This window comes from Streptomyces sp. Ag109_O5-10, assembly GCF_900105755.1.
Lineage (GTDB): Bacteria > Actinomycetota > Actinomycetes > Streptomycetales > Streptomycetaceae > Streptomyces.
On the sequence record NZ_FNTQ01000001.1, the window covers coordinates 3767887 to 3784394 of the forward strand.

The 16508-nt window shown below is 67.0% G+C and carries 29 protein-coding genes; all 29 read right to left on the minus strand.

Features of this window, described 5'->3' with window-relative positions:
- The 29 genes from truA to rplD all read right to left on the minus strand — a co-directional run bounded on the left by truA (position 1) and on the right by rplD (position 16503).
- The gene (gene truA / locus BLW82_RS17120) at positions 1-846 is read right to left on the minus strand and encodes a tRNA pseudouridine(38-40) synthase TruA (protein ID WP_093499632.1); all 846 of its coding nucleotides are present in this window, start codon (positions 844-846) and stop codon (positions 1-3) included.
- Between the two features lie 126 nt (positions 847-972).
- Positions 973-1470, minus strand: coding sequence for a 50S ribosomal protein L17 (gene rplQ, locus BLW82_RS17125; RefSeq protein WP_093499633.1), 498 nt, complete (start codon positions 1468-1470; stop codon positions 973-975).
- Positions 1471-1687: 217 nt separating this feature from the next.
- A complete protein-coding gene (locus BLW82_RS17130) occupies positions 1688-2710 on the minus strand; it encodes a DNA-directed RNA polymerase subunit alpha (protein ID WP_003966937.1) in 1023 nt (340 codons plus the stop codon).
- A 141-nt stretch (positions 2711-2851) separates the two neighbouring features.
- Positions 2852-3256, minus strand: a complete 405-nt coding sequence (gene rpsK, locus BLW82_RS17135; protein ID WP_003956432.1) for a 30S ribosomal protein S11 — start codon at positions 3254-3256, stop codon at positions 2852-2854.
- Positions 3257-3326: 70 nt separating this feature from the next.
- Positions 3327-3707, minus strand: a complete 381-nt coding sequence (gene rpsM / locus BLW82_RS17140) for a 30S ribosomal protein S13 (protein WP_031167100.1) — start codon at positions 3705-3707, stop codon at positions 3327-3329.
- Positions 3708-3897: 190 nt separating this feature from the next.
- Positions 3898-4011, minus strand: coding sequence for a 50S ribosomal protein L36 (rpmJ, locus tag BLW82_RS17145; RefSeq protein ID WP_003998809.1), 114 nt, complete (start codon positions 4009-4011; stop codon positions 3898-3900).
- 61 nt (positions 4012-4072) lie between these two features.
- Entirely contained in the window at positions 4073-4294 is a 222-nt protein-coding gene (gene infA / locus BLW82_RS17150; protein WP_003948620.1) for a translation initiation factor IF-1, read from the minus strand.
- Positions 4295-4581: 287 nt separating this feature from the next.
- Positions 4582-5418 carry a type I methionyl aminopeptidase gene (gene map, locus BLW82_RS17155; protein WP_093499634.1) on the minus strand — a complete coding sequence of 279 codons (837 nt, stop codon included), beginning with the start codon at positions 5416-5418 and terminating at the stop codon, positions 4582-4584.
- A 121-nt stretch (positions 5419-5539) separates the two neighbouring features.
- Positions 5540-6205, minus strand: coding sequence for an adenylate kinase (locus tag BLW82_RS17160; protein WP_093499635.1), 666 nt, complete (start codon positions 6203-6205; stop codon positions 5540-5542).
- Positions 6205-7521, minus strand: coding sequence for a preprotein translocase subunit SecY (gene secY / locus BLW82_RS17165; protein WP_093499636.1), 1317 nt, complete (start codon positions 7519-7521; stop codon positions 6205-6207). Before secY ends, BLW82_RS17160 begins: the two co-directional genes overlap by 1 nt.
- Before the next feature lie 188 nt (positions 7522-7709).
- Complete coding sequence (gene rplO, locus BLW82_RS17170; protein ID WP_007443991.1) at positions 7710-8165, minus strand: 50S ribosomal protein L15; 456 nt, start codon at positions 8163-8165, stop codon at positions 7710-7712.
- Positions 8166-8167: 2 nt separating this feature from the next.
- Positions 8168-8350 carry a 50S ribosomal protein L30 gene (gene rpmD / locus BLW82_RS17175; RefSeq protein ID WP_003974250.1) on the minus strand — a complete coding sequence of 61 codons (183 nt, stop codon included), beginning with the start codon at positions 8348-8350 and terminating at the stop codon, positions 8168-8170.
- Positions 8351-8352: 2 nt separating this feature from the next.
- Entirely contained in the window at positions 8353-8958 is a 606-nt protein-coding gene (gene rpsE / locus BLW82_RS17180) for a 30S ribosomal protein S5 (protein WP_009190144.1), read from the minus strand.
- Between the two features lie 36 nt (positions 8959-8994).
- Positions 8995-9378, minus strand: coding sequence for a 50S ribosomal protein L18 (rplR, locus tag BLW82_RS17185; protein WP_030860987.1), 384 nt, complete (start codon positions 9376-9378; stop codon positions 8995-8997).
- A 3-nt stretch (positions 9379-9381) separates the two neighbouring features.
- On the minus strand, positions 9382-9921 hold the full coding sequence (gene rplF, locus BLW82_RS17190) for a 50S ribosomal protein L6 (protein ID WP_093499637.1): 540 nt from the start codon (positions 9919-9921) through the stop codon (positions 9382-9384).
- A gap of 24 nt (positions 9922-9945) precedes the next feature.
- Positions 9946-10344 (minus strand): 30S ribosomal protein S8, encoded by a 399-nt coding sequence (gene rpsH / locus BLW82_RS17195; protein WP_030420829.1) that lies wholly within the window; start codon positions 10342-10344, stop codon positions 9946-9948.
- 214 nt (positions 10345-10558) lie between these two features.
- Positions 10559-10744 carry a type Z 30S ribosomal protein S14 gene (locus tag BLW82_RS17205; RefSeq protein ID WP_003948630.1) on the minus strand — a complete coding sequence of 62 codons (186 nt, stop codon included), beginning with the start codon at positions 10742-10744 and terminating at the stop codon, positions 10559-10561.
- Between the two features lie 5 nt (positions 10745-10749).
- Positions 10750-11307 carry a 50S ribosomal protein L5 gene (gene rplE / locus BLW82_RS17210; RefSeq protein WP_093499638.1) on the minus strand — a complete coding sequence of 186 codons (558 nt, stop codon included), beginning with the start codon at positions 11305-11307 and terminating at the stop codon, positions 10750-10752.
- On the minus strand, positions 11307-11630 hold the full coding sequence (rplX, locus tag BLW82_RS17215) for a 50S ribosomal protein L24 (protein WP_053674523.1): 324 nt from the start codon (positions 11628-11630) through the stop codon (positions 11307-11309). Before rplX ends, rplE begins: the two co-directional genes overlap by 1 nt.
- Before the next feature lie 2 nt (positions 11631-11632).
- Positions 11633-12001, minus strand: coding sequence for a 50S ribosomal protein L14 (gene rplN / locus BLW82_RS17220; protein WP_003998823.1), 369 nt, complete (start codon positions 11999-12001; stop codon positions 11633-11635).
- A 102-nt stretch (positions 12002-12103) separates the two neighbouring features.
- Complete coding sequence (gene rpsQ / locus BLW82_RS17225; RefSeq protein ID WP_093499639.1) at positions 12104-12391, minus strand: 30S ribosomal protein S17; 288 nt, start codon at positions 12389-12391, stop codon at positions 12104-12106.
- Positions 12391-12615, minus strand: coding sequence for a 50S ribosomal protein L29 (gene rpmC, locus BLW82_RS17230; protein ID WP_018564811.1), 225 nt, complete (start codon positions 12613-12615; stop codon positions 12391-12393). Before rpmC ends, rpsQ begins: the two co-directional genes overlap by 1 nt.
- Positions 12615-13034: a 50S ribosomal protein L16 gene (rplP, locus tag BLW82_RS17235; RefSeq protein ID WP_093499640.1), complete on the minus strand. Its 420-nt coding sequence runs from the start codon at positions 13032-13034 to the stop codon at positions 12615-12617. Before rplP ends, rpmC begins: the two co-directional genes overlap by 1 nt.
- Before the next feature lie 5 nt (positions 13035-13039).
- Entirely contained in the window at positions 13040-13867 is an 828-nt protein-coding gene (gene rpsC, locus BLW82_RS17240) for a 30S ribosomal protein S3 (RefSeq protein WP_093499641.1), read from the minus strand.
- Positions 13867-14214, minus strand: a complete 348-nt coding sequence (gene rplV / locus BLW82_RS17245; protein ID WP_003974262.1) for a 50S ribosomal protein L22 — start codon at positions 14212-14214, stop codon at positions 13867-13869. Before rplV ends, rpsC begins: the two co-directional genes overlap by 1 nt.
- 44 nt (positions 14215-14258) lie before the next feature.
- Positions 14259-14540, minus strand: a complete 282-nt coding sequence (rpsS, locus tag BLW82_RS17250) for a 30S ribosomal protein S19 (protein WP_023547380.1) — start codon at positions 14538-14540, stop codon at positions 14259-14261.
- Positions 14541-14552: 12 nt separating this feature from the next.
- The gene (gene rplB / locus BLW82_RS17255) at positions 14553-15389 is read right to left on the minus strand and encodes a 50S ribosomal protein L2 (RefSeq protein WP_093499642.1); all 837 of its coding nucleotides are present in this window, start codon (positions 15387-15389) and stop codon (positions 14553-14555) included.
- 38 nt (positions 15390-15427) lie between these two features.
- The gene (gene rplW, locus BLW82_RS17260) at positions 15428-15847 is read right to left on the minus strand and encodes a 50S ribosomal protein L23 (RefSeq protein ID WP_093499643.1); all 420 of its coding nucleotides are present in this window, start codon (positions 15845-15847) and stop codon (positions 15428-15430) included.
- Positions 15847-16503, minus strand: a complete 657-nt coding sequence (rplD, locus tag BLW82_RS17265; RefSeq protein WP_093499644.1) for a 50S ribosomal protein L4 — start codon at positions 16501-16503, stop codon at positions 15847-15849. Before rplD ends, rplW begins: the two co-directional genes overlap by 1 nt.
- Between the last annotated feature and the right edge of the window lie 5 nt (positions 16504-16508).

The window sequence follows — 16508 nt, forward strand, 5'->3', positions numbered from 1 at the left end:
TCAGACCGTCCGCACCCGTACCCGGCGAGCCTGCCGCTGCCTCTCCAGCAGTTGGCCGGCCGCCGGGTACGCGACCTCCTCCAGGGTCAGCCCGTGCGGTCGTACGACGTGCACGGCGCTGTCCCGCACCCCCGCGTCCAGCACCTTCCGCGGCCACTCCACACCCCGGTGCCCGTCTCCCACGAACAGCAGCGCGCCGACCATCGACCGCACCTGGTTGTGGCAGAAGGCGTCGGCCCGGACCTCGATCTCCACGACCCCGTCGGCGCGCCGGGTCACCCCGAAGCCGAGGATCTCCCGGATCGTCGTCGCCCCCTCGCGCTTCTTCGCGTAGGCGGCGAAGTCGTGCTCCCCCACCAGCGACTTCGCGGCGGCGTCCATCACGTCGACGTCCAGCTCCCAGTCGTGCCACAGCACGTGGTTGCGCAGCAGCGGGTCCACGCCGCCCGGCCGGTCCCCGACCCGGTACACGTACCGCCGCCACAGCGCCGCGAACCGCGCGTTGAACCCCGCCGGCGCCTCGCCGACCGACCACACCCGCACGTCCTTCGGCAACCGCCCCGCCAGCCGCTTCAGCAGCTTCTCCCGCTGCTCCTCCCACACCCCGGCCGGCAGATCGACGTGCGCCACCTGCCCCCGCGCATGCACTCCGGCGTCCGTCCGCCCGGCCACGGTCAGCTCGTACACCGCGCCCTGCGACCGCGTGACGATCCGCAGCGCGTCCTCGATCTCCCCCTGCACGGTCCGCTTCCCGCCGGCCTGCTTGGCCCAGCCGTGGAAGTGGGTCCCGTCGTAGGACAGGTCGAGACGGATACGCACATGGCCGGGCTGAACGTCGTCACTCACAGGAGAATCCTCTCAGGGCAAGAAAGCGGGCCCGCCCCTCGAAGGGAACGGGCCCACTGACGCGCCCCGTAAGGGGCGCGGGGAACTGCGCGACCAGCCACGACGGACCGGCAGCCAAAGGACGGCTTACGCCTCCTTCGACTCCTCGGCAGCCTCGTCGGCCGGAGCCTCGTCGGCCTTGGTCTCCTCGACCTTGGCCTCCTCGGTCTCCTTGACCGCACGCTTCGTCGCGGCCTCGGCCTCACCGGTCGCCTGCTGGGCGACGGTCAGCGCCTCCACCAGCTCGATGACAGCCATGGGCGCGTTGTCGCCACGACGGTTACCGATCTTGGTGATGCGGGTGTAGCCACCGGGACGGTTCTCGTACCGCGGGCCGATCTCGGTGAAGAGCGTGTGCACGATGCTCTTGTCCGTGATGACCTGGAGCACCTGACGGCGGTTGTGAAGGTCGCCCTTCTTCGCCTTGGTGACCAGACGCTCGGCGTACGGACGCAGGCGGCGCGCCTTCGCCTCGGTGGTGGTGATACGGCCGTGCTCGAAGAGCGACTTCGCGAGGTTCGCGAGGAGCAGCTTCTCGTGCGCGGCGCTGCCGCCCAGACGGGCACCCTTGGTGGGCTTCGGCATGGTTCTTCTCCTGTGTGTCTGCCCCGGCCGTGTCAGGTACCGGGGTCAGTATCCGAGCGGGCGGTCGCCCGTCGGAGATCCGGGGTTCTCTTCAACCCCGGAGGGTCCGCGTCCCCGAAGGGGCGCTGGGGGTACCCCTGGCCGAAGGCCGGGGGAGGAACTGCGCGACCAGCCGCAGCGGGCGCGCAGCCGCAGAACCGGCCTCCTCGCGGAGTGCTCAGTACTGCTCGGTCTCCACGAAGCCCGCGTCCGCGTCGTCGTCCGCGCCGAACGCGTCCGCCGCAGCGGTGGGGTCGAATCCGGGCGGGCTGTCCTTGAGGGCCAGGCCCATGCCGGCCAGCTTCGCCTTGACCTCGTCGATGGACTTCGCACCGAAGTTGCGGATGTCCAGGAGGTCCGCCTCGGAGCGCGCCACGAGCTCACCCACGGAGTGGATGCCCTCACGCTTGAGGCAGTTGTAGGAACGGACGGTCAGCTCGAGCTCCTCGATCGGGAGCGCGAGGTCGGCCGCCAGCGCCGCGTCCGTCGGGGACGGGCCCATGTCGATGCCCTCGGCGTCGATGTTCAGCTCGCGGGCGAGACCGAACAGCTCGACCAGGGTCTTGCCGGCCGACGCCATGGCGTCACGCGGCCGCATGGCCTGCTTCGTCTCGACGTCGACGATCAGCTTGTCGAAGTCGGTGCGCTGCTCGACACGGGTCGCCTCGACCTTGTACGTGACCTTGAGCACCGGCGAGTAGATGGAGTCGACCGGGATACGGCCGATCTCCTGGCCCACCTGCTTGTTCTGCACGGCGGAGACGTAACCGCGGCCACGCTCGACCGTCAGCTCCATCTCCAGCTTGCCCTTGCCGTTGAGCGTGGCGAGGACGAGGTCGGGGTTGTGCACCTCGACACCGGCCGGGGGCGCGATGTCGGCGGCGGTGACCAGACCCGGGCCCTGCTTGCGCAGGTACATCACGACCGGCTCGTCGTGCTCCGAGGAGACGACCAGCTGCTTGATGTTGAGGATCAGGTCGGTGACGTCCTCCTTGACGCCCGGCACGGTGGTGAACTCGTGCAGCACGCCGTCGATCCGGATCGACGTGACAGCCGCGCCGGGGATCGAGGACAGGAGGGTACGGCGGAGGGAGTTGCCGAGGGTGTAGCCGAAGCCCGGCTCCAGCGGCTCGATCACGAACCGGGAGCGGAACTCGTCGACGACCTCTTCGGTCAACGAGGGACGCTGAGCGATCAGCATGTGTGGATCAGATCCTTCTTTCGTGGACGCCCGCTATTTGACGCCCGACGGAACCGCACCTGTAAGAGCGCGGTACTGCAAGGGTACGGGCGGCACGACCCTTACGGAGCCGTACCGCCCGAGCAGTCCTGCGAAGCGAGGTCAGACGCGACGGCGCTTCGGCGGACGGCAGCCGTTGTGCGGGGTCGGGGTGACGTCCTGGATGGAGCCGACCTCGAGGCCCGTGGCCTGCAGGGAGCGGATCGCGGTCTCACGACCGGAACCCGGGCCCTTCACGAACACGTCGACCTTGCGCATGCCGTGCTCCTGGGCACGGCGGGCAGCCGACTCGGCCGCCATCTGCGCGGCGAACGGCGTGGACTTCCGGGAGCCCTTGAAGCCGACGTGGCCGGCGGAGGCCCAGGAGATCACGTTGCCGGACGGGTCCGTGATGGAGACGATCGTGTTGTTGAACGTGCTCTTGATGTGCGCGTGGCCGTGAGCGACGTTCTTCTTTTCCTTGCGGCGCACCTTCTTGGCAGCGCCCTGACGACCCTTGGGGGGCATCTAGTAACTCCTACGGGGAGGTGGTCGGTCCTACAGCGAAGACCGCTGATGAAGCGTTGTCCGCTGCGGACTACTTCTTGCCCGGCTTCTTCTTACCGGCGATGGCGCGACGCGGACCCTTGCGGGTGCGGGCGTTGGTGCTGGTGCGCTGACCGCGGACGGGCAGACCGCGACGGTGACGCAGACCCTGGTAGCAGCCGATCTCGACCTTGCGGCGGATGTCGGCCTGGATCTCGCGACGGAGGTCACCCTCGGTCTTGATGTTGTTGTCGACGTACTCGCGGATGGCGACCAGCTGCTCTTCGGTCAGGTCGCGAACGCGGGTGTTCGGGTCGATGCCGGTCTCGGCCAGCGTCTGCTGCGAGAGTGTCCGGCCGATGCCGAACACGTAGGTGAGCGCGACCTCCACGCGCTTTTCGCGCGGGATGTCAACACCGGAAACGCGTGCCATTCAATGGCTCCTGGTGATCTTCGGAGGTCTTCCGCAGAACCGGTTCCCAGCCGCCGTGTCAGGTACGAACTGGGTCCCCGGCCTCCGAACCGGGGGTGTCAGGCGCCGTGGCACCTGGATTCTGCGTATGAACATGTTCAGCTTGCGTCGCGCGAATCTCTGCGATGGATGCAGAGGGATCGGTCGTGCGTCAGCCCTGGCGCTGCTTGTGGCGCGGGTTCTCGCAGATGACCATGACCCGACCGTGACGGCGGATCACCCTGCACTTGTCGCAGATCTTCTTGACGCTCGGCTTGACCTTCATGGGATTGAGGTTCTCCGGGTCAGTTGCCGGCGGCCCCGCTCACACGGGACGTGGGCAAGATCTACTTGTATCGGTAGACGATCCGGCCACGCGTCAGGTCGTACGGAGACAGCTCCACCACGACCCGGTCGTCAGGGAGGATACGGATGTAGTGCATACGCATCTTGCCGCTGATGTGTGCCAGGACCTGGTGGCCGTTCTGGAGCTCGACCTTGAACATGGCGTTCGGAAGAGACTCGACGACAGTGCCCTCGATCTCGATGGCACCTTGCTTCTTGGCCACGCTTCGCCCTTCGAATCGACTACCTTGATCGACTCCCACGCATCCCACTCGGGATTCCTCGCGGGCGCATGCGGACATGCGGGTGCACGAGAGCCGACGAGTCAGTCTACGTCAGCGCACCCGGAAAGACGAATCGGGAAAGCCTGCCCCAGAACACAGATCATTAAGCGCGCGACACATGGTGAGGGGCGCCGGCCGGAGCGCCCGGGCAGATGCGCTGCGGGCACCCCGGCGGAAGGCTGGGGGAAAACTGCGCGACCAGTCCCCACGGCGGCCGCGAACGATGCTCAGCCCAGCGGATCCGGCGCGGCGGTGATCCCCAGCTCGGCGAGCTTGGCCTTGCCCCCGTCGGGAGCCGTCAGCACCAGCGGCCCCTCTTCGGTCAGCGCCACGCTGTGCTCCCAGTGCGAGGACCAGGTGCCGTCCGTCGTGATGACCGTCCAGTCGTCCTGGAGCACCTGGGTCCGGGGCGTGCCCAGCGACACCATCGGCTCGATGGCCAGGCAGAACCCGGGCACCAGCTTCGGCCCCTTGCCCCGCCGCCGGTCTACGTAGTTCAGCAGGTGCGGGTCCATGTGCATCTCGGTGCCGATGCCGTGACCGCCGTAGTCCTCGATGATGCCGTACCGGCCGCCGCCCGGCTTCGGCTGGCGGCGGATGTAGGTCTCGATGGCCCGCGAGACGTCGACCAGGCGGCTGCCCTGCTTCATCGCCGCGATGCCGGCCCACATCGACTCCTCGGTCACCCGGGAGAGCTCGATCAGCTCCGGAGCGTGCCCGGAGCCTACGAAGGCCGTGTAGGCCGCGTCGCCGTGCCAGCCGTCGACGATCGCGCCGCAGTCGATGGAGATGATGTCGCCGTCCTTGAGGACGACGTCCTCCGACGGGATGCCGTGGACGACCACCTCGTTGACGGAGGTGCAGATGGTGGCGGGGAAACCGCCGTAGCCGAGGAAGTTCGGCTTGGCGCCGTGCTCGGCGAGGACCTTGCGGGCCACCTCGTCCAGGTCCTTGGTGCTGGCGCCGGGGACCGCCGCCTCGCGGGTGGCCGCGTGGATCGCAGCCACGACCAGGCCCGCCGCCCGCATCTTGGAGATCTGCTCGGGGGTCTTGATCTGCACCATGGGTGGCCTGCGCTCTCCATCACTCGCGTCGACTGGGGTGTCTGTACAACAGTACGGCCGCGGCGCCCTGGAGTTCCCGGAGGTGGTCCGGGGAGGGCGCCGCGGCCGGAAGAACCGCGATCTAGTTGTTCTCGGCCTTCTCGCGCTTCAGCGCCTCCAGCGCCCGCTTTGTGATCTCGTCCACCGGACCCAGGGCGGAGATCGTCACGACCAGCCCCTGTGCCTTGTAGTAGTCGATGATCGGCTCGGTCTGCGTGTGGTAGACCTCCAGCCGGGTGCGGACGGTGTCCTCGGAGTCGTCGTCACGCTGGTACAGCTCGCCGCCGCAGATGTCGCACACACCTTCCCGCTTCGGCGGGCTGTACGTCACGTGGAAGACGTGCGACGAGTCGTTGCGGCAGACGCGCCGGCCGGCGATCCGCTTGACGACCTCCTCCTCCGGGACCTCCAGGTCCAGGACGGCGTCCAGCTCGATGCCCTCGTCGCTCAGCAGCCGGTCCAGCGCCTCGGCCTGCGAGACGTTGCGCGGGAACCCGTCCAGCAGGAAGCCGTTCGCCGCGTCCGGCTGCTCCATGCGGTCCTTGGCCATGGCGATGGTGACCTCGTCGGGTACGAGGTCACCGGCGTCCATGTAGGACTTGGCGAGCTTGCCGAGCTCGGTCTGCTTACTGATGTTGGCGCGGAACAGGTCGCCCGTGGAGATGTGCGGAATGCCCAGCATCTCGGCAAGGCGGACGGCCTGCGTTCCCTTACCGGCGCCCGGCGGCCCGACGAGGACGATACGCATCAGCGGAGGAACCCTTCGTAATTGCGCTGCTGGAGCTGGCTCTCGATCTGCTTCACCGTCTCGAGACCGACACCCACGATGATGAGGATGCTGGTCCCGCCGAACGGGAAGTTCTGGCTCGCCCCGAAGCCGACCAACGCCACTGTCGGTACGAGAGCGATCAGCCCCAAATACAGCGAACCCGGCCAGGTGATCCGGTTGAGCACGTACGACAGGTACTCAGCGGTCGGTCGGCCAGCCCGGATGCCCGGGATGAAGCCACCATACTTCTTCATGTTGTCGGCGACTTCCTCGGGGTTGAAGGAGATCGCCACGTAGAAGAACGCGAAGAAAACAATGAGCAGGAAGTACAGGGTGATGTACGTGGGACTGTCACCCTGCTTGGTCAGGTTCTGCTCGATCCAGCTCTTCCAGCCCGAGTTGCCGCCCGCGAACTGAGCCACGAGAGCCGGGATGTACAGCAGCGACGAGGCGAAGATGACGGGGATCACACCCGCCTGGTTCACCTTGAGCGGGATGTACGTGGACGTGCCACCGTAGGAACGACGGCCGATCATGCGCTTCGCGTACTGCACCGGGATGCGGCGCTGGGCCTGCTCGACGAAGACGACGAGCCCGACCATGACCAGGCCGATCGCGATGACCGCGCCGAACTCGATCCAGCCGTCGGCCAGCGTGCCCTGCTTCTTGATGGCCCACAGCGCGGACGGGAAGGTCGCGGCGATCGAGATGAACATCAGGATCGACATGCCGTTGCCGATGCCGCGGTCGGTGATCAGCTCGCCGAGCCACATGACGACGGCCGTACCGGCGGTCATGCAGACGACCATCGTGATCGTCGTGAAGATCGACTGGTCCGGGACGATGCTCGACGCGACCGAGCAGCCGTTGAAGAGCGCGCCGCTGCGGGCGGTGGCGACCAGGCCGGTGCCCTGGAGGATGGCCAGGGCCACCGTCAGGTAACGGGTGTACTGCGTGATCTTCGTCGTACCGGCCTGGCCCTCCTTCTTCAGGGCCTCCAGGCGCGGGATGACCACGGTCAGCAGCTGAAGGATGATGCTGGCCGTGATGTACGGCATGATGCCCAGCGCGAAGATCGTGATCTGCAGCAGCGCGCCACCGCTGAACATGTTGATCATGCCGAAGAGACCCTGGTTGCCAGAGGCCTCCTTCACGCACTGCTGCACCGACGTGTAGTTCACACCCGGGATCGGGATGTGCGTACCGACCCGGTAGACCACGATGATGCCCAGCGTGAAGAGCAGCTTCTTGCGCAGGTCGGGCGTCCTGAACGCCCGGGCGAACGCGGTGAGCACGGTGCCTCCTGCGACCCCCGCGCAAGTGCGTCAAGGGTGACGGTCTTGAGGTTCGACGAATGGGAAGAAGAACAGTGCTGGCCACCTTACCGGCCGCACTGCCCCCCTAGGAACGACCAACCGGGGATACCCCATTGTGAGGTATCCCCGGTCGGGATTCGCTTACGCCATCGAGACGTCCGAAACGATCAGACGAGCTCGGTGACGGTGCCGCCGGCGGCGGTGATCTTCTCCTTGGCGGAGCCGGAGACGGCGTCGACCGTCACCTGCAGCGCCACGGAGACCTCACCCTGGCCGAGGACCTTGACGAGGCTGTTCTTGCGAACGGCACCCTTGGCGACGAGACCCTCGACGGTGACCTCGCCACCCTCCGGGTACAGCGCGGCCAGCTTGTCGAGGTTCACGACCTGGAACTCGGTCTTGAACGGGTTCTTGAAGCCCTTCAGCTTCGGAAGACGCATGTGGAGGGGCATCTGCCCACCCTCGAAGCGCTCCGGAACCTGGTAGCGGGCCTTCGTACCCTTGGTACCACGACCGGCCGTCTTACCCTTCGACGCCTCACCACGACCGACACGGGTCTTGGCGGTCTTGGCGCCCGGGGCGGGACGGAGGTTGTGGATCTTGAGCGGGTTGTTCTCCGCCATGATCAGTCGACCTCCTCGACCGTCACGAGGTGGCGGACGGTGTGCACCATGCCGCGGAACTCGGGGCGGTCCTCCTTGACGACCTGCGTGTTGATGCCCTTGAGACCAAGGGAACGCAGGGTGTCACGGTGGTTCTGCTTGCTGCCGATGTAGGACTTGACCTGCGTGATCTTGAGCTGCGCCATGATTACGCACCCGCCCCGGCACGCGCCCGCAGCAGAGCCGCGGGAGCGACGTCCTCCAGGGGCAGACCGCGGCGGGCCGCGATCTCCTCGGGACGCTGCAGGCCCTTCAGGGCCTCCACGGTCGCGTGCACGATGTTGATCGCGTTGTCGGAGCCGAGCGACTTCGACAGCACGTCGTGGATACCGGCGCACTCGAGCACGGCACGCACCGGGCCACCGGCGATAACACCGGTACCGGGGGACGCGGGCTTGAGCAGGACGACGCCGGCAGCCTTCTCACCCTGAATCGGGTGCGGGATGGTGCCCTGGATACGGGGGACCTTGAAGAAGTGCTTCTTGGCCTCCTCAACACCCTTGGCGATGGCGGCCGGCACCTCCTTGGCCTTGCCGTAACCGACACCCACGGTGCCGTCACCGTCGCCCACCACGACCAGCGCGGTGAAGCTGAAGCGACGACCACCCTTCACAACCTTGGCGACGCGGTTGATCGCGACAACGCGCTCAACGTACGCGGTCTTCTCGGCGGCAGCAGCGCCGCCGTCACGGCCCTTCCGGTCCCGCCGCTCGCCGCCACCGGCACCGCCACCGCGGCGCTGGGGTCCAGCCATTGGATTACCTCTCTCTTTCCGCTAGCTACAAGCGGCTCAGAACTTGAGCCCGGCCTCGCGGGCGGCGTCCGCCAGAGCCGCGATGCGGCCGGCGTACTGGTTACCACCACGGTCGAACACCACGGCCTCGACGCCGGCGGCCTTGGCACGCTCGGCGACCAGGGCGCCGACCTGCTTGGCCTGCGCGGACTTGTCGCCCTCGCCACCACGGACCGACGCGTCAAGCGTGGACGCGGAAGCCAGGGTGTGGCCCTTGAGGTCGTCGATCACCTGCGCCACGATGTGGCGGTTGGAGCGGGTCACGACCAGACGGGGACGCTCCGCCGTACCGGCGATCCGCTTGCGGATCCGGATGTGACGGCGCTTGATCGCGGCGCGCTTGTAGGCGTCGCCCTTGAGGATCTTCTGCCCGTATGCCATGGCTTACTTACCCGCCTTTCCGACCTTGCGGCGGATGACTTCGCCCTCGTACTTGACGCCCTTGGCCTTGTACGGGTCGGGCTTGCGCAGCTTGCGGATGTTGGCCGCGACCTCGCCGACCTTCTGCTTGTCGATGCCCTCGACCGAGAAACGGGTCGGAGCCTCGACCTTGAAGGTGATGCCCTCGGGGGCCTCGACCAGGATCGGGTGGCTGTAACCGAGCGCGAACTCGAGGTTCGAGCCCTTGGCGGTCACGCGGTAACCGACACCGCTGATTTCGAGCTTCTTCACGTAACCCTGGGTCACGCCGGTGATCATGTTCGCCACCAGCGTGCGGGACAGGCCGTGCAGGGCCTTGCTCTGACGCTCGTCGTTGGGGCGGGTCACCGCGAGAGTGCCGTCCTCGCCCTTGGCGATGTCGATCGGAGCCACGATGGTGTGGGTCAGCTCGCCCTTGGGGCCCTTGACCTTCACCGTGCGACCGTCGATGGTGACGTCCACGCCGGCGGGAACCGCGATGGGGAGCTTGCCGATGCGCGACATAGCTGTTTCCTCCGTTCCCTTCTGCTACCAGACGTAGGCGAGGACTTCTCCGCCTACGCCCTTCTTGCCGGCCTGCTTGTCAGTGAGGAGCCCGTGCGACGTGGAGATGATCGCCACGCCCAGGCCGCCGAGCACCTTCGGCAGGTTGGTGGACTTCGCGTACACCCGGAGACCGGGCTTGGAGATCCGCTTGATGCCCGCGATGGAGCGCTCACGGTTGGGACCGAACTTCAGGTCCAGGACGAGGTTCTTGCCGACCTCGGCGTCCTCGACCTTCCAGCCCGTGATGAAGCCCTCCTGCTGGAGGATCTCCGCGATGTGAGACTTGATCTTGGACGCCGGCATCGTCACAGAGTCGTGGTACGCCGAGTTCGCGTTCCGCAGACGCGTCAGCATGTCTGCGATCGGATCAGTCATGGTCATGAATTGGCCTTCGGCCTCTCTCGCCGGGGTTTCCTGGTGCGCCATCCCTCTCCCCGATCCGAGACGGGACGGGTGCGGCGCGGTGGACCTACGGCGTAGTAAGTCGTACGGGCGACCGTCAGGCGCCCAACCCTCCAAGCCTAAGCCATGAAGGGGCGGGCGCCTGACACGCCCATTGCTTACCGAGAGCCTCTGGAATCCCTAAAAGCGGGGATTACCAGGAGCTCTTGGTCACGCCCGGCAGCTCGCCACGGTGAGCCATCTCACGAAGGCACACGCGGCACAGGCCGAACTTGCGGTACACGGAGTGCGGACGGCCGCAGCGCTGGCAGCGCGTGTAGCCACGCACCCCGAACTTGGGCTTGCGGGCGGCCTTGGCAATCAGAGCCTTCTTCGCCATCTCGCTCACGCCTCCTTGAACGGGAAGCCGAGGTGACGAAGGAGCGCGCGGCCCTCAGCGTCGTTGGTCGCCGTGGTCACCACGGTGATGTCCATACCCCGGGTACGGTCGATCTTGTCCTGGTCGATCTCGTGGAACATGACCTGCTCCGTGAGACCGAAGGTGTAGTTGCCACGGCCGTCGAACTGCTTGGGGGACAGGCCGCGGAAGTCGCGGATGCGCGGCAGCGCGAGCGACAGGGTGCGGTCCAGGAACTCCCACATGCGGTCGCCACGGAGCGTGACGTGGGCACCGATCGGCTGACCCTCACGCAGCTTGAACTGCGCGATGGACTTGCGGGCCTTGGTGACGGCCGGCTTCTGACCGGTGATCGTGGTGAGGTCGCGGATCGCGCCCTCGATCAGCTTCGAGTCACGGGCGGCGTCGCCGACACCCATGTTGACCACGATCTTGACGAGACCGGGGATCTGCATGACGTTCTCGTACTTGAACTCGTCACGCAGCTTGCCCGCGATCTCCTCGCGGTACTTCAGCTTCAGACGCGGAGCAGTGGTGGTAGCCATCAGATGTCCTCACCCGTCCGCTTGGCAACGCGGATCTTGTTGCCTTCGTCGTCGAAGCGGTAACCGACACGCGTGACGACCTTGTTGCCGTCCTTCTCAACGACCAGCTGGACGTTGGAGACGTGGATCGGCGCCTCGGTCGTGACGATGCCGCCGGCCTGCGAACCGCGAGCGGTCGGACCGGCCTTGGTGTGCTTCTTGACCCGGTTGACACCCTCGACCAGGACACGCTCGTCGCGCGGGTAAGCGGCAATGACCTTGCCCTGCTTGCCCTTGTCCTTGCCGGTGATGACCTGGACCAGGTCGCCCTTCTTGATCTTCATGCTTACAGCACCTCCGGCGCGAGCGAGATGATCTTCATGAACTTCTTCTCGCGCAGCTCACGGCCGACCGGGCCGAAGATGCGGGTGCCGCGAGGGTCGCCGTCGTTCTTCAGAATGACGGCGGCGTTCTCGTCGAAGCGGATGTACGAGCCGTCCGGACGGCGGCGCTCCTTGACGGTGCGAACGATGACCGCCTTGACGACGTCACCCTTCTTCACGTTGCCACCGGGGATCGCGTCCTTGACGGTGGCGACGATGACGTCACCGATGCCCGCGTAGCGGCGACCGGAGCCACCGAGCACACGGATGCAAAGGATCTCCTTCGCACCAGTGTTGTCGGCGACGCGCAGTCGCGACTCCTGCTGGATCACGTCTATCTCCTGTTTGTCTGCCGGTTCCCCGGGCGGGTGCGCACCTCGCACACCCGCCCAGAGCCTGGCGGAACTGTCCTGCGGGGTTTGCCCCGCAGGAAATTACTTGGCCTTCTCGAGGATCTCGACGACGCGCCACCGCTTCGTGGCGGACAGCGGCCGGGTCTCCATGAGGAGGACGCGGTCGCCGACGCCGGCGGCGTTCTGCTCGTCGTGCGCCTTGAGCTTGTTCGTACGGCGGATGACCTTGCCGTACAGCGCGTGCTTGACGCGGTCCTCGACGGCGACGACGACGGTCTTGTCCATCTTGTCGCTGACGACGAGACCCTCACGGGTCTTGCGGAAGCTGTCGCGCGCCTCGGTCTTCTCAGTCACATTGCTCTCGCTCATCAGGCGTTCTCCACCGTTTCGATGCCCAGCTCACGCTCGCGCATCAGGGTGTAGATCCGCGCGATGTCCTTGCGGACCGCCTTCAGACGGCCGTGGTTCTCGAGCTGACCCGTGGCCGCCTGGAAGCGGAGGTTGAACAGCTCTTCCTTGGCCTCGCGGAGCTTACCCAGAAGCTCCTCGTTGCCCAGCTCGCGCAGCTCGGACGCCTTGGTACCGGCCGACATCACGCTTCACCTGCCTCGCGCTTGACGATCCGGCACTTCATCGGCAGCTTGTGGGCCGCGCGAAGGAGCGCCTCACGGGCGATCTTCTCGTTGGGGTAGGACAGCTCGAACATGACCCGACCCGGGTGCACGTTCGCGATCCACCACTCCGGAGAACCCTTACCGGAACCCATGCGGGTCTCGGCAGGCTTCTTCGTCAGCGGGCGGTCCGGGTAGATGTTGATCCAGACCTTGCCGCCACGCTTGATGTGGCGGGTCATCGCGATACGGGCCGCCTCGATCTGGCGGTTGGTCACGTACGCCGGCGTGAGGGCCTGGATGCCGTACTCGCCGAACGCGACCGTGGTACCGCCCTTGGCCTCACCGCGACGCTTCGGGTGGTGCTGCTTGCGGTGCTTGACCCTACGGGGGATCAGCATGTCGGTCAGGCCTCCGTTCCGGTGCTCTCAGCAGCCGGAGCGGCGGCGGCCTCGGCCTGGGGGGCCTCGGCAGCGGGAGCCTGCTGCGGCTTGCGACCGCGCCGCTCGCCACCACGGCCACCACGGGCCGGGCGGTCACCAGCGCCACCGCCACGGGCCGGGCGGTTGCCGGCGCGGGCAGCGGCGTTCTCGGCGCGGACCTCGGCGATGTTCTTGACGTCGCCCTTGTAGATCCAGACCTTCACACCGATGCGGCCGAAGGTCGTCTTGGCCTCGAAGAAGCCGTAGTCCACGTTCGCGCGGAGCGTGTGCAGGGGCACACGGCCCTCGCGGTAGAACTCCGAGCGGGACATCTCGGCGCCGCCGAGGCGGCCACCGCACTGGATCTTGATGCCCTTGGCGCCGGCCTTCATCGCCGACTGCATGCTCTTGCGCATGGCACGGCGGAAGGAGACGCGGGAGGAGAGCTGCTCGGCGACGGCCTGGGCCACCAGCTGAGCGTCCGTCTCCGGGTTCTTGACCTCGAGGATGTTCAGCTGGACCTGCTTGCCGGTCAGCTTCTCCAGGTCACCGCGGATGCGGTCGGCCTCGGCGCCGCGGCGGCCGATGACGATGCCCGGACGCGCGGTGTGGATGTCCACACGCACACGGTCACGGGTGCGCTCGATCTCCACCTTCGAGATGCCGGCGCGCTCCATGCCGGACGTCATCATCCGACGGATGGCGACGTCTTCCTTGACGTAGTCCTTGTACAGCTTGTCGGCGTACCACCGGGACTTGAAGTCCGTGGTGACACCGAGCCGGAACCCATGCGGGTTAACCTTCTGGCCCATTACCGGGTTCCTTCCTTGCTGCTGACGACCACGGTGATGTGGCTGGTCCGCTTGCGGATCCGGTAGGCACGGCCCTGGGCGCGCGGCCGGAACCGCTTCAGGGTCGGACCCTCGTCGACGTACGCCTCGGAGATGAAGAGGCTGTCGGCGTCGGTGTGGTCGTAGTTGTGCGCGGCGTTGGCGATGGCGCTGTCGAGCACCTTGCCGACCGGCACGGAGGCTGCCTGCGGAGCGAATCGCAGAACAGCCTGAGCCTCCGTGGCATCCATGCCACGGATAAGGTCCACCACGCGGCGGGCCTTCATGGGCGTAACGCGGATGTACCGCGCCTGGGCCCTGGCTTCCATGGTTGTCCCTCTCAGTTACTTACGTGTCTGAATGCGATCCGCTGCTAGCGGCGCTTCGACTTCCGGTCTTCCTTGACGTGACCCCGGAAGGTGCGCGTCGGCGAGAACTCGCCGAGCTTGTGACCGACCATCGACTCGGTGACGAACACCGGGATGTGGGTCTTGCCGTTGTGCACCGCAAGCGTGTGGCCGAGCATGGCCGGCACGATCATGGAGCGACGGGACCAGGTCTTGATGACGTTCTTGGTGCCGGCTTCGTTCTGGGCGTCCACCTTCTTGATCAGGTGGTCGTCGACGAAGGGCCCCTTCTTGAGACTGCGCGGCATCTAAACCCGCTCCTAGCGCTTCTTGTTCGTCTTGCGGCGGCGGACGATGTACTTGTTCGACGCCTTCTTGGGCGAACGAGTACGGCCTTCCTTCTTGCCCCACGGGGACACGGGGTGACGGCCACCGGAGGTCCGGCCCTCACCACCACCGTGCGGGTGGTCGACCGGGTTCATGACGACACCACGGACGGTCGGGCGGACGCCCAGCCACCGCTTGCGGCCGGCCTTGCCCCAGTTGATGTTCGACTGCTCGGCGTTGCCGACCTCACCGACGGTGGCGCGGCAGCGCGCGTCCACCATGCGGATCTCGCCGGACGGCATACGGAGGGTCGCCATGGCGCCCTCACGGGCGAGCAGCTGCACCGAGGCGCCCGCGGAGCGGGCGAACTTGGCGCCACCACCGGGACGGAGCTCGATCGCGTGGACCGTGGTACCGACCGGGATGTTGCGGAGGGCCAGGTTGTTGCCCGGCTTGATGTCGGCCCCGGGACCGTTCTCCACGGTGTCGCCCTGCTGCAGGTTGCGCGGGGCGAGGATGTAGCGCTTCTCGCCGTCCGCGTAGTGCAGCAGCGCGATGCGCGCGGTGCGGTTGGGGTCGTACTCGATGTGCGCGACCTTCGCCGGCACGCCGTCCTTGTCGTGACGACGGAAGTCGATCACTCGGTAGGCGCGCTTGTGTCCGCCACCCTGGTGGCGAACGGTCACACGACCGGCGTTGTTACGGCCGCCCTTGCTGTGCAGCGGGCGGACCAGCGACTTCTCCGGCGTGGACCGCGTGACCTCGACGAAGTCGGCGACGCTGGCGCCACGACGGCCCGGCGTAGTCGGCTTGTACTTGCGGATTCCCATTTCTCAGTCCTCGTCCGATATCGGACGATCCGACCCGCTTACGCGGTCGGACCGCCGAAGATGTCGATACGGTCGCCCTCGGCGAGGGTCACGATCGCGCGCTTGGAGCCCGCGCGCTGACCGAAACCGGTCTTGGTGCGCTTGCGCTTGCCCTGGCGGTTGAGGGTGTTGACCCCGGTGACCTTGACCGAGAAGACCGCCTGGACGGCCTGCTTGATCTGGGTCTTGTTGGCACCCGGGGCGACGACGAACGTGTACTTGTTCTCGTCCAGGAGCGCGTAGCTCTTCTCCGAGACGACCGGCTTCAGCAGCACGTCACGGTGGTCCGTGAACGACTTGCTGAGCGGGGTCTCGACGGTGTTCTTGCCCTCGGCGGCGTGGCGCTTCGCCTTGGCGACGCGCGCGGCCTTGGCGGCCTTGGCCGCCTTCGAGGCGATGCTCGGGTGACGGGTAGCCATCAGACCTCGGTCCCTTCGGTGTCGTTGGCCTTCGGGCCGGCGACGAAGGACTCGAGAGCGGCCTGGGTGAAGACCACGTCGTCCGAGACGATCACGTCGTACGTGTTCAGCTGGCCCGGCTCCAGGATGTGGACCTGGGGCAGGTTGCGGGCGGAGAGCCACGCGGCCTCGTCGGCGCGGTCGACGACCAGGAGCAGGTTCTTGCGCTCCGAGATCTTGCCGAACAGCGTGCGAGCGGCCTTGGTGCTGGGGGACTCGCCCTCGACCACGCCGGTGACGACGTGGATGCGGTTGTGGCGCGCCCGGTCGGTGAGGGCGTGACGCAGGGCGGCAGCCTTCATCTTCTTCGGGGTGCGCTGCGAGTAGTCACGCGGCTGCGGGCCGTGGACGACGCCACCGCCGGCGAACTGCGGCGCGCGGGTCGAGCCCTGACGGGCGCGGCCGGTGCCCTTCTGGCGGTACGGCTTCTTGCCGCCACCACGGACCTCGCCACGGGTCTTCGTCTTGTGCGTGCCCTGGCGGGCGGCAGCGTTCTGCGCGACGACGACCTGGTGGATCAGCGGGATGCTGACCTTCTCCACGCCGAAGATCTCCGCGGGGAGCTCGACGCTACCGGTCTTCTCGCCGGCAGGCGAAAGGATGTCAACAGTGCTCATCGGTT

Excerpts from the sequence above, each read along its gene's own strand:
- rpsE (WP_009190144.1), bottom strand. The coding sequence starts at position 8,958 with ATGGCTGGACCCCAGCGCCGCGGTGGCGGTGCCGGTGGCGGCGAGCGG.
- rplP (WP_093499640.1), bottom strand. The coding sequence starts at position 13,034 with ATGCTGATCCCCCGTAGGGTCAAGCACCGCAAGCAGCACCACCCGAAG.
- rplQ (WP_093499633.1), bottom strand. The coding sequence starts at position 1,470 with ATGCCGAAGCCCACCAAGGGTGCCCGTCTGGGCGGCAGCGCCGCGCAC.
- map (WP_093499634.1), bottom strand. The coding sequence starts at position 5,418 with ATGGTGCAGATCAAGACCCCCGAGCAGATCTCCAAGATGCGGGCGGCG.
- rplF (WP_093499637.1), bottom strand. The coding sequence starts at position 9,921 with ATGTCGCGCATCGGCAAGCTCCCCATCGCGGTTCCCGCCGGCGTGGAC.
- rplR (WP_030860987.1), bottom strand. The coding sequence starts at position 9,378 with ATGGCATACGGGCAGAAGATCCTCAAGGGCGACGCCTACAAGCGCGCC.
- rplB (WP_093499642.1), bottom strand. The coding sequence starts at position 15,389 with ATGGGAATCCGCAAGTACAAGCCGACTACGCCGGGCCGTCGTGGCGCC.
- rpmD (WP_003974250.1), bottom strand. The coding sequence starts at position 8,350 with ATGGCGCAGCTCAAGATCACGCAGGTCAAGTCCTACATCGGCAGCAAG.
- rplV (WP_003974262.1), bottom strand. The coding sequence starts at position 14,214 with ATGGAAGCCAGGGCCCAGGCGCGGTACATCCGCGTTACGCCCATGAAG.
- rpsK (WP_003956432.1), bottom strand. The coding sequence starts at position 3,256 with ATGCCCCCCAAGGGTCGTCAGGGCGCTGCCAAGAAGGTGCGCCGCAAG.
- rplD (WP_093499644.1), bottom strand. The coding sequence starts at position 16,503 with ATGAGCACTGTTGACATCCTTTCGCCTGCCGGCGAGAAGACCGGTAGC.
- rpsQ (WP_093499639.1), bottom strand. The coding sequence starts at position 12,391 with ATGAGCGAGAGCAATGTGACTGAGAAGACCGAGGCGCGCGACAGCTTC.
- rplW (WP_093499643.1), bottom strand. The coding sequence starts at position 15,847 with ATGGCTACCCGTCACCCGAGCATCGCCTCGAAGGCGGCCAAGGCCGCC.
- rplE (WP_093499638.1), bottom strand. The coding sequence starts at position 11,307 with ATGGCTACCACCACTGCTCCGCGTCTGAAGCTGAAGTACCGCGAGGAG.
- rpsS (WP_023547380.1), bottom strand. The coding sequence starts at position 14,540 with ATGCCGCGCAGTCTCAAGAAGGGGCCCTTCGTCGACGACCACCTGATC.
- rpsM (WP_031167100.1), bottom strand. The coding sequence starts at position 3,707 with ATGGCACGCGTTTCCGGTGTTGACATCCCGCGCGAAAAGCGCGTGGAG.
- BLW82_RS17130 (WP_003966937.1), bottom strand. The coding sequence starts at position 2,710 with ATGCTGATCGCTCAGCGTCCCTCGTTGACCGAAGAGGTCGTCGACGAG.
- BLW82_RS17160 (WP_093499635.1), bottom strand. The coding sequence starts at position 6,205 with ATGCGTATCGTCCTCGTCGGGCCGCCGGGCGCCGGTAAGGGAACGCAG.
- rpmJ (WP_003998809.1), bottom strand. The coding sequence starts at position 4,011 with ATGAAGGTCAAGCCGAGCGTCAAGAAGATCTGCGACAAGTGCAGGGTG.
- rpsH (WP_030420829.1), bottom strand. The coding sequence starts at position 10,344 with ATGACCATGACTGATCCGATCGCAGACATGCTGACGCGTCTGCGGAAC.
- rpsC (WP_093499641.1), bottom strand. The coding sequence starts at position 13,867 with ATGGGCCAGAAGGTTAACCCGCATGGGTTCCGGCTCGGTGTCACCACG.
- BLW82_RS17205 (WP_003948630.1), bottom strand. The coding sequence starts at position 10,744 with ATGGCGAAGAAGGCTCTGATTGCCAAGGCCGCCCGCAAGCCCAAGTTC.
- rpmC (WP_018564811.1), bottom strand. The coding sequence starts at position 12,615 with ATGTCGGCCGGTACCAAGGCGTCCGAGCTGCGCGAGCTGGGCAACGAG.
- rplO (WP_007443991.1), bottom strand. The coding sequence starts at position 8,165 with ATGGCGGAGAACAACCCGCTCAAGATCCACAACCTCCGTCCCGCCCCG.
- rplX (WP_053674523.1), bottom strand. The coding sequence starts at position 11,630 with ATGAAGATCAAGAAGGGCGACCTGGTCCAGGTCATCACCGGCAAGGAC.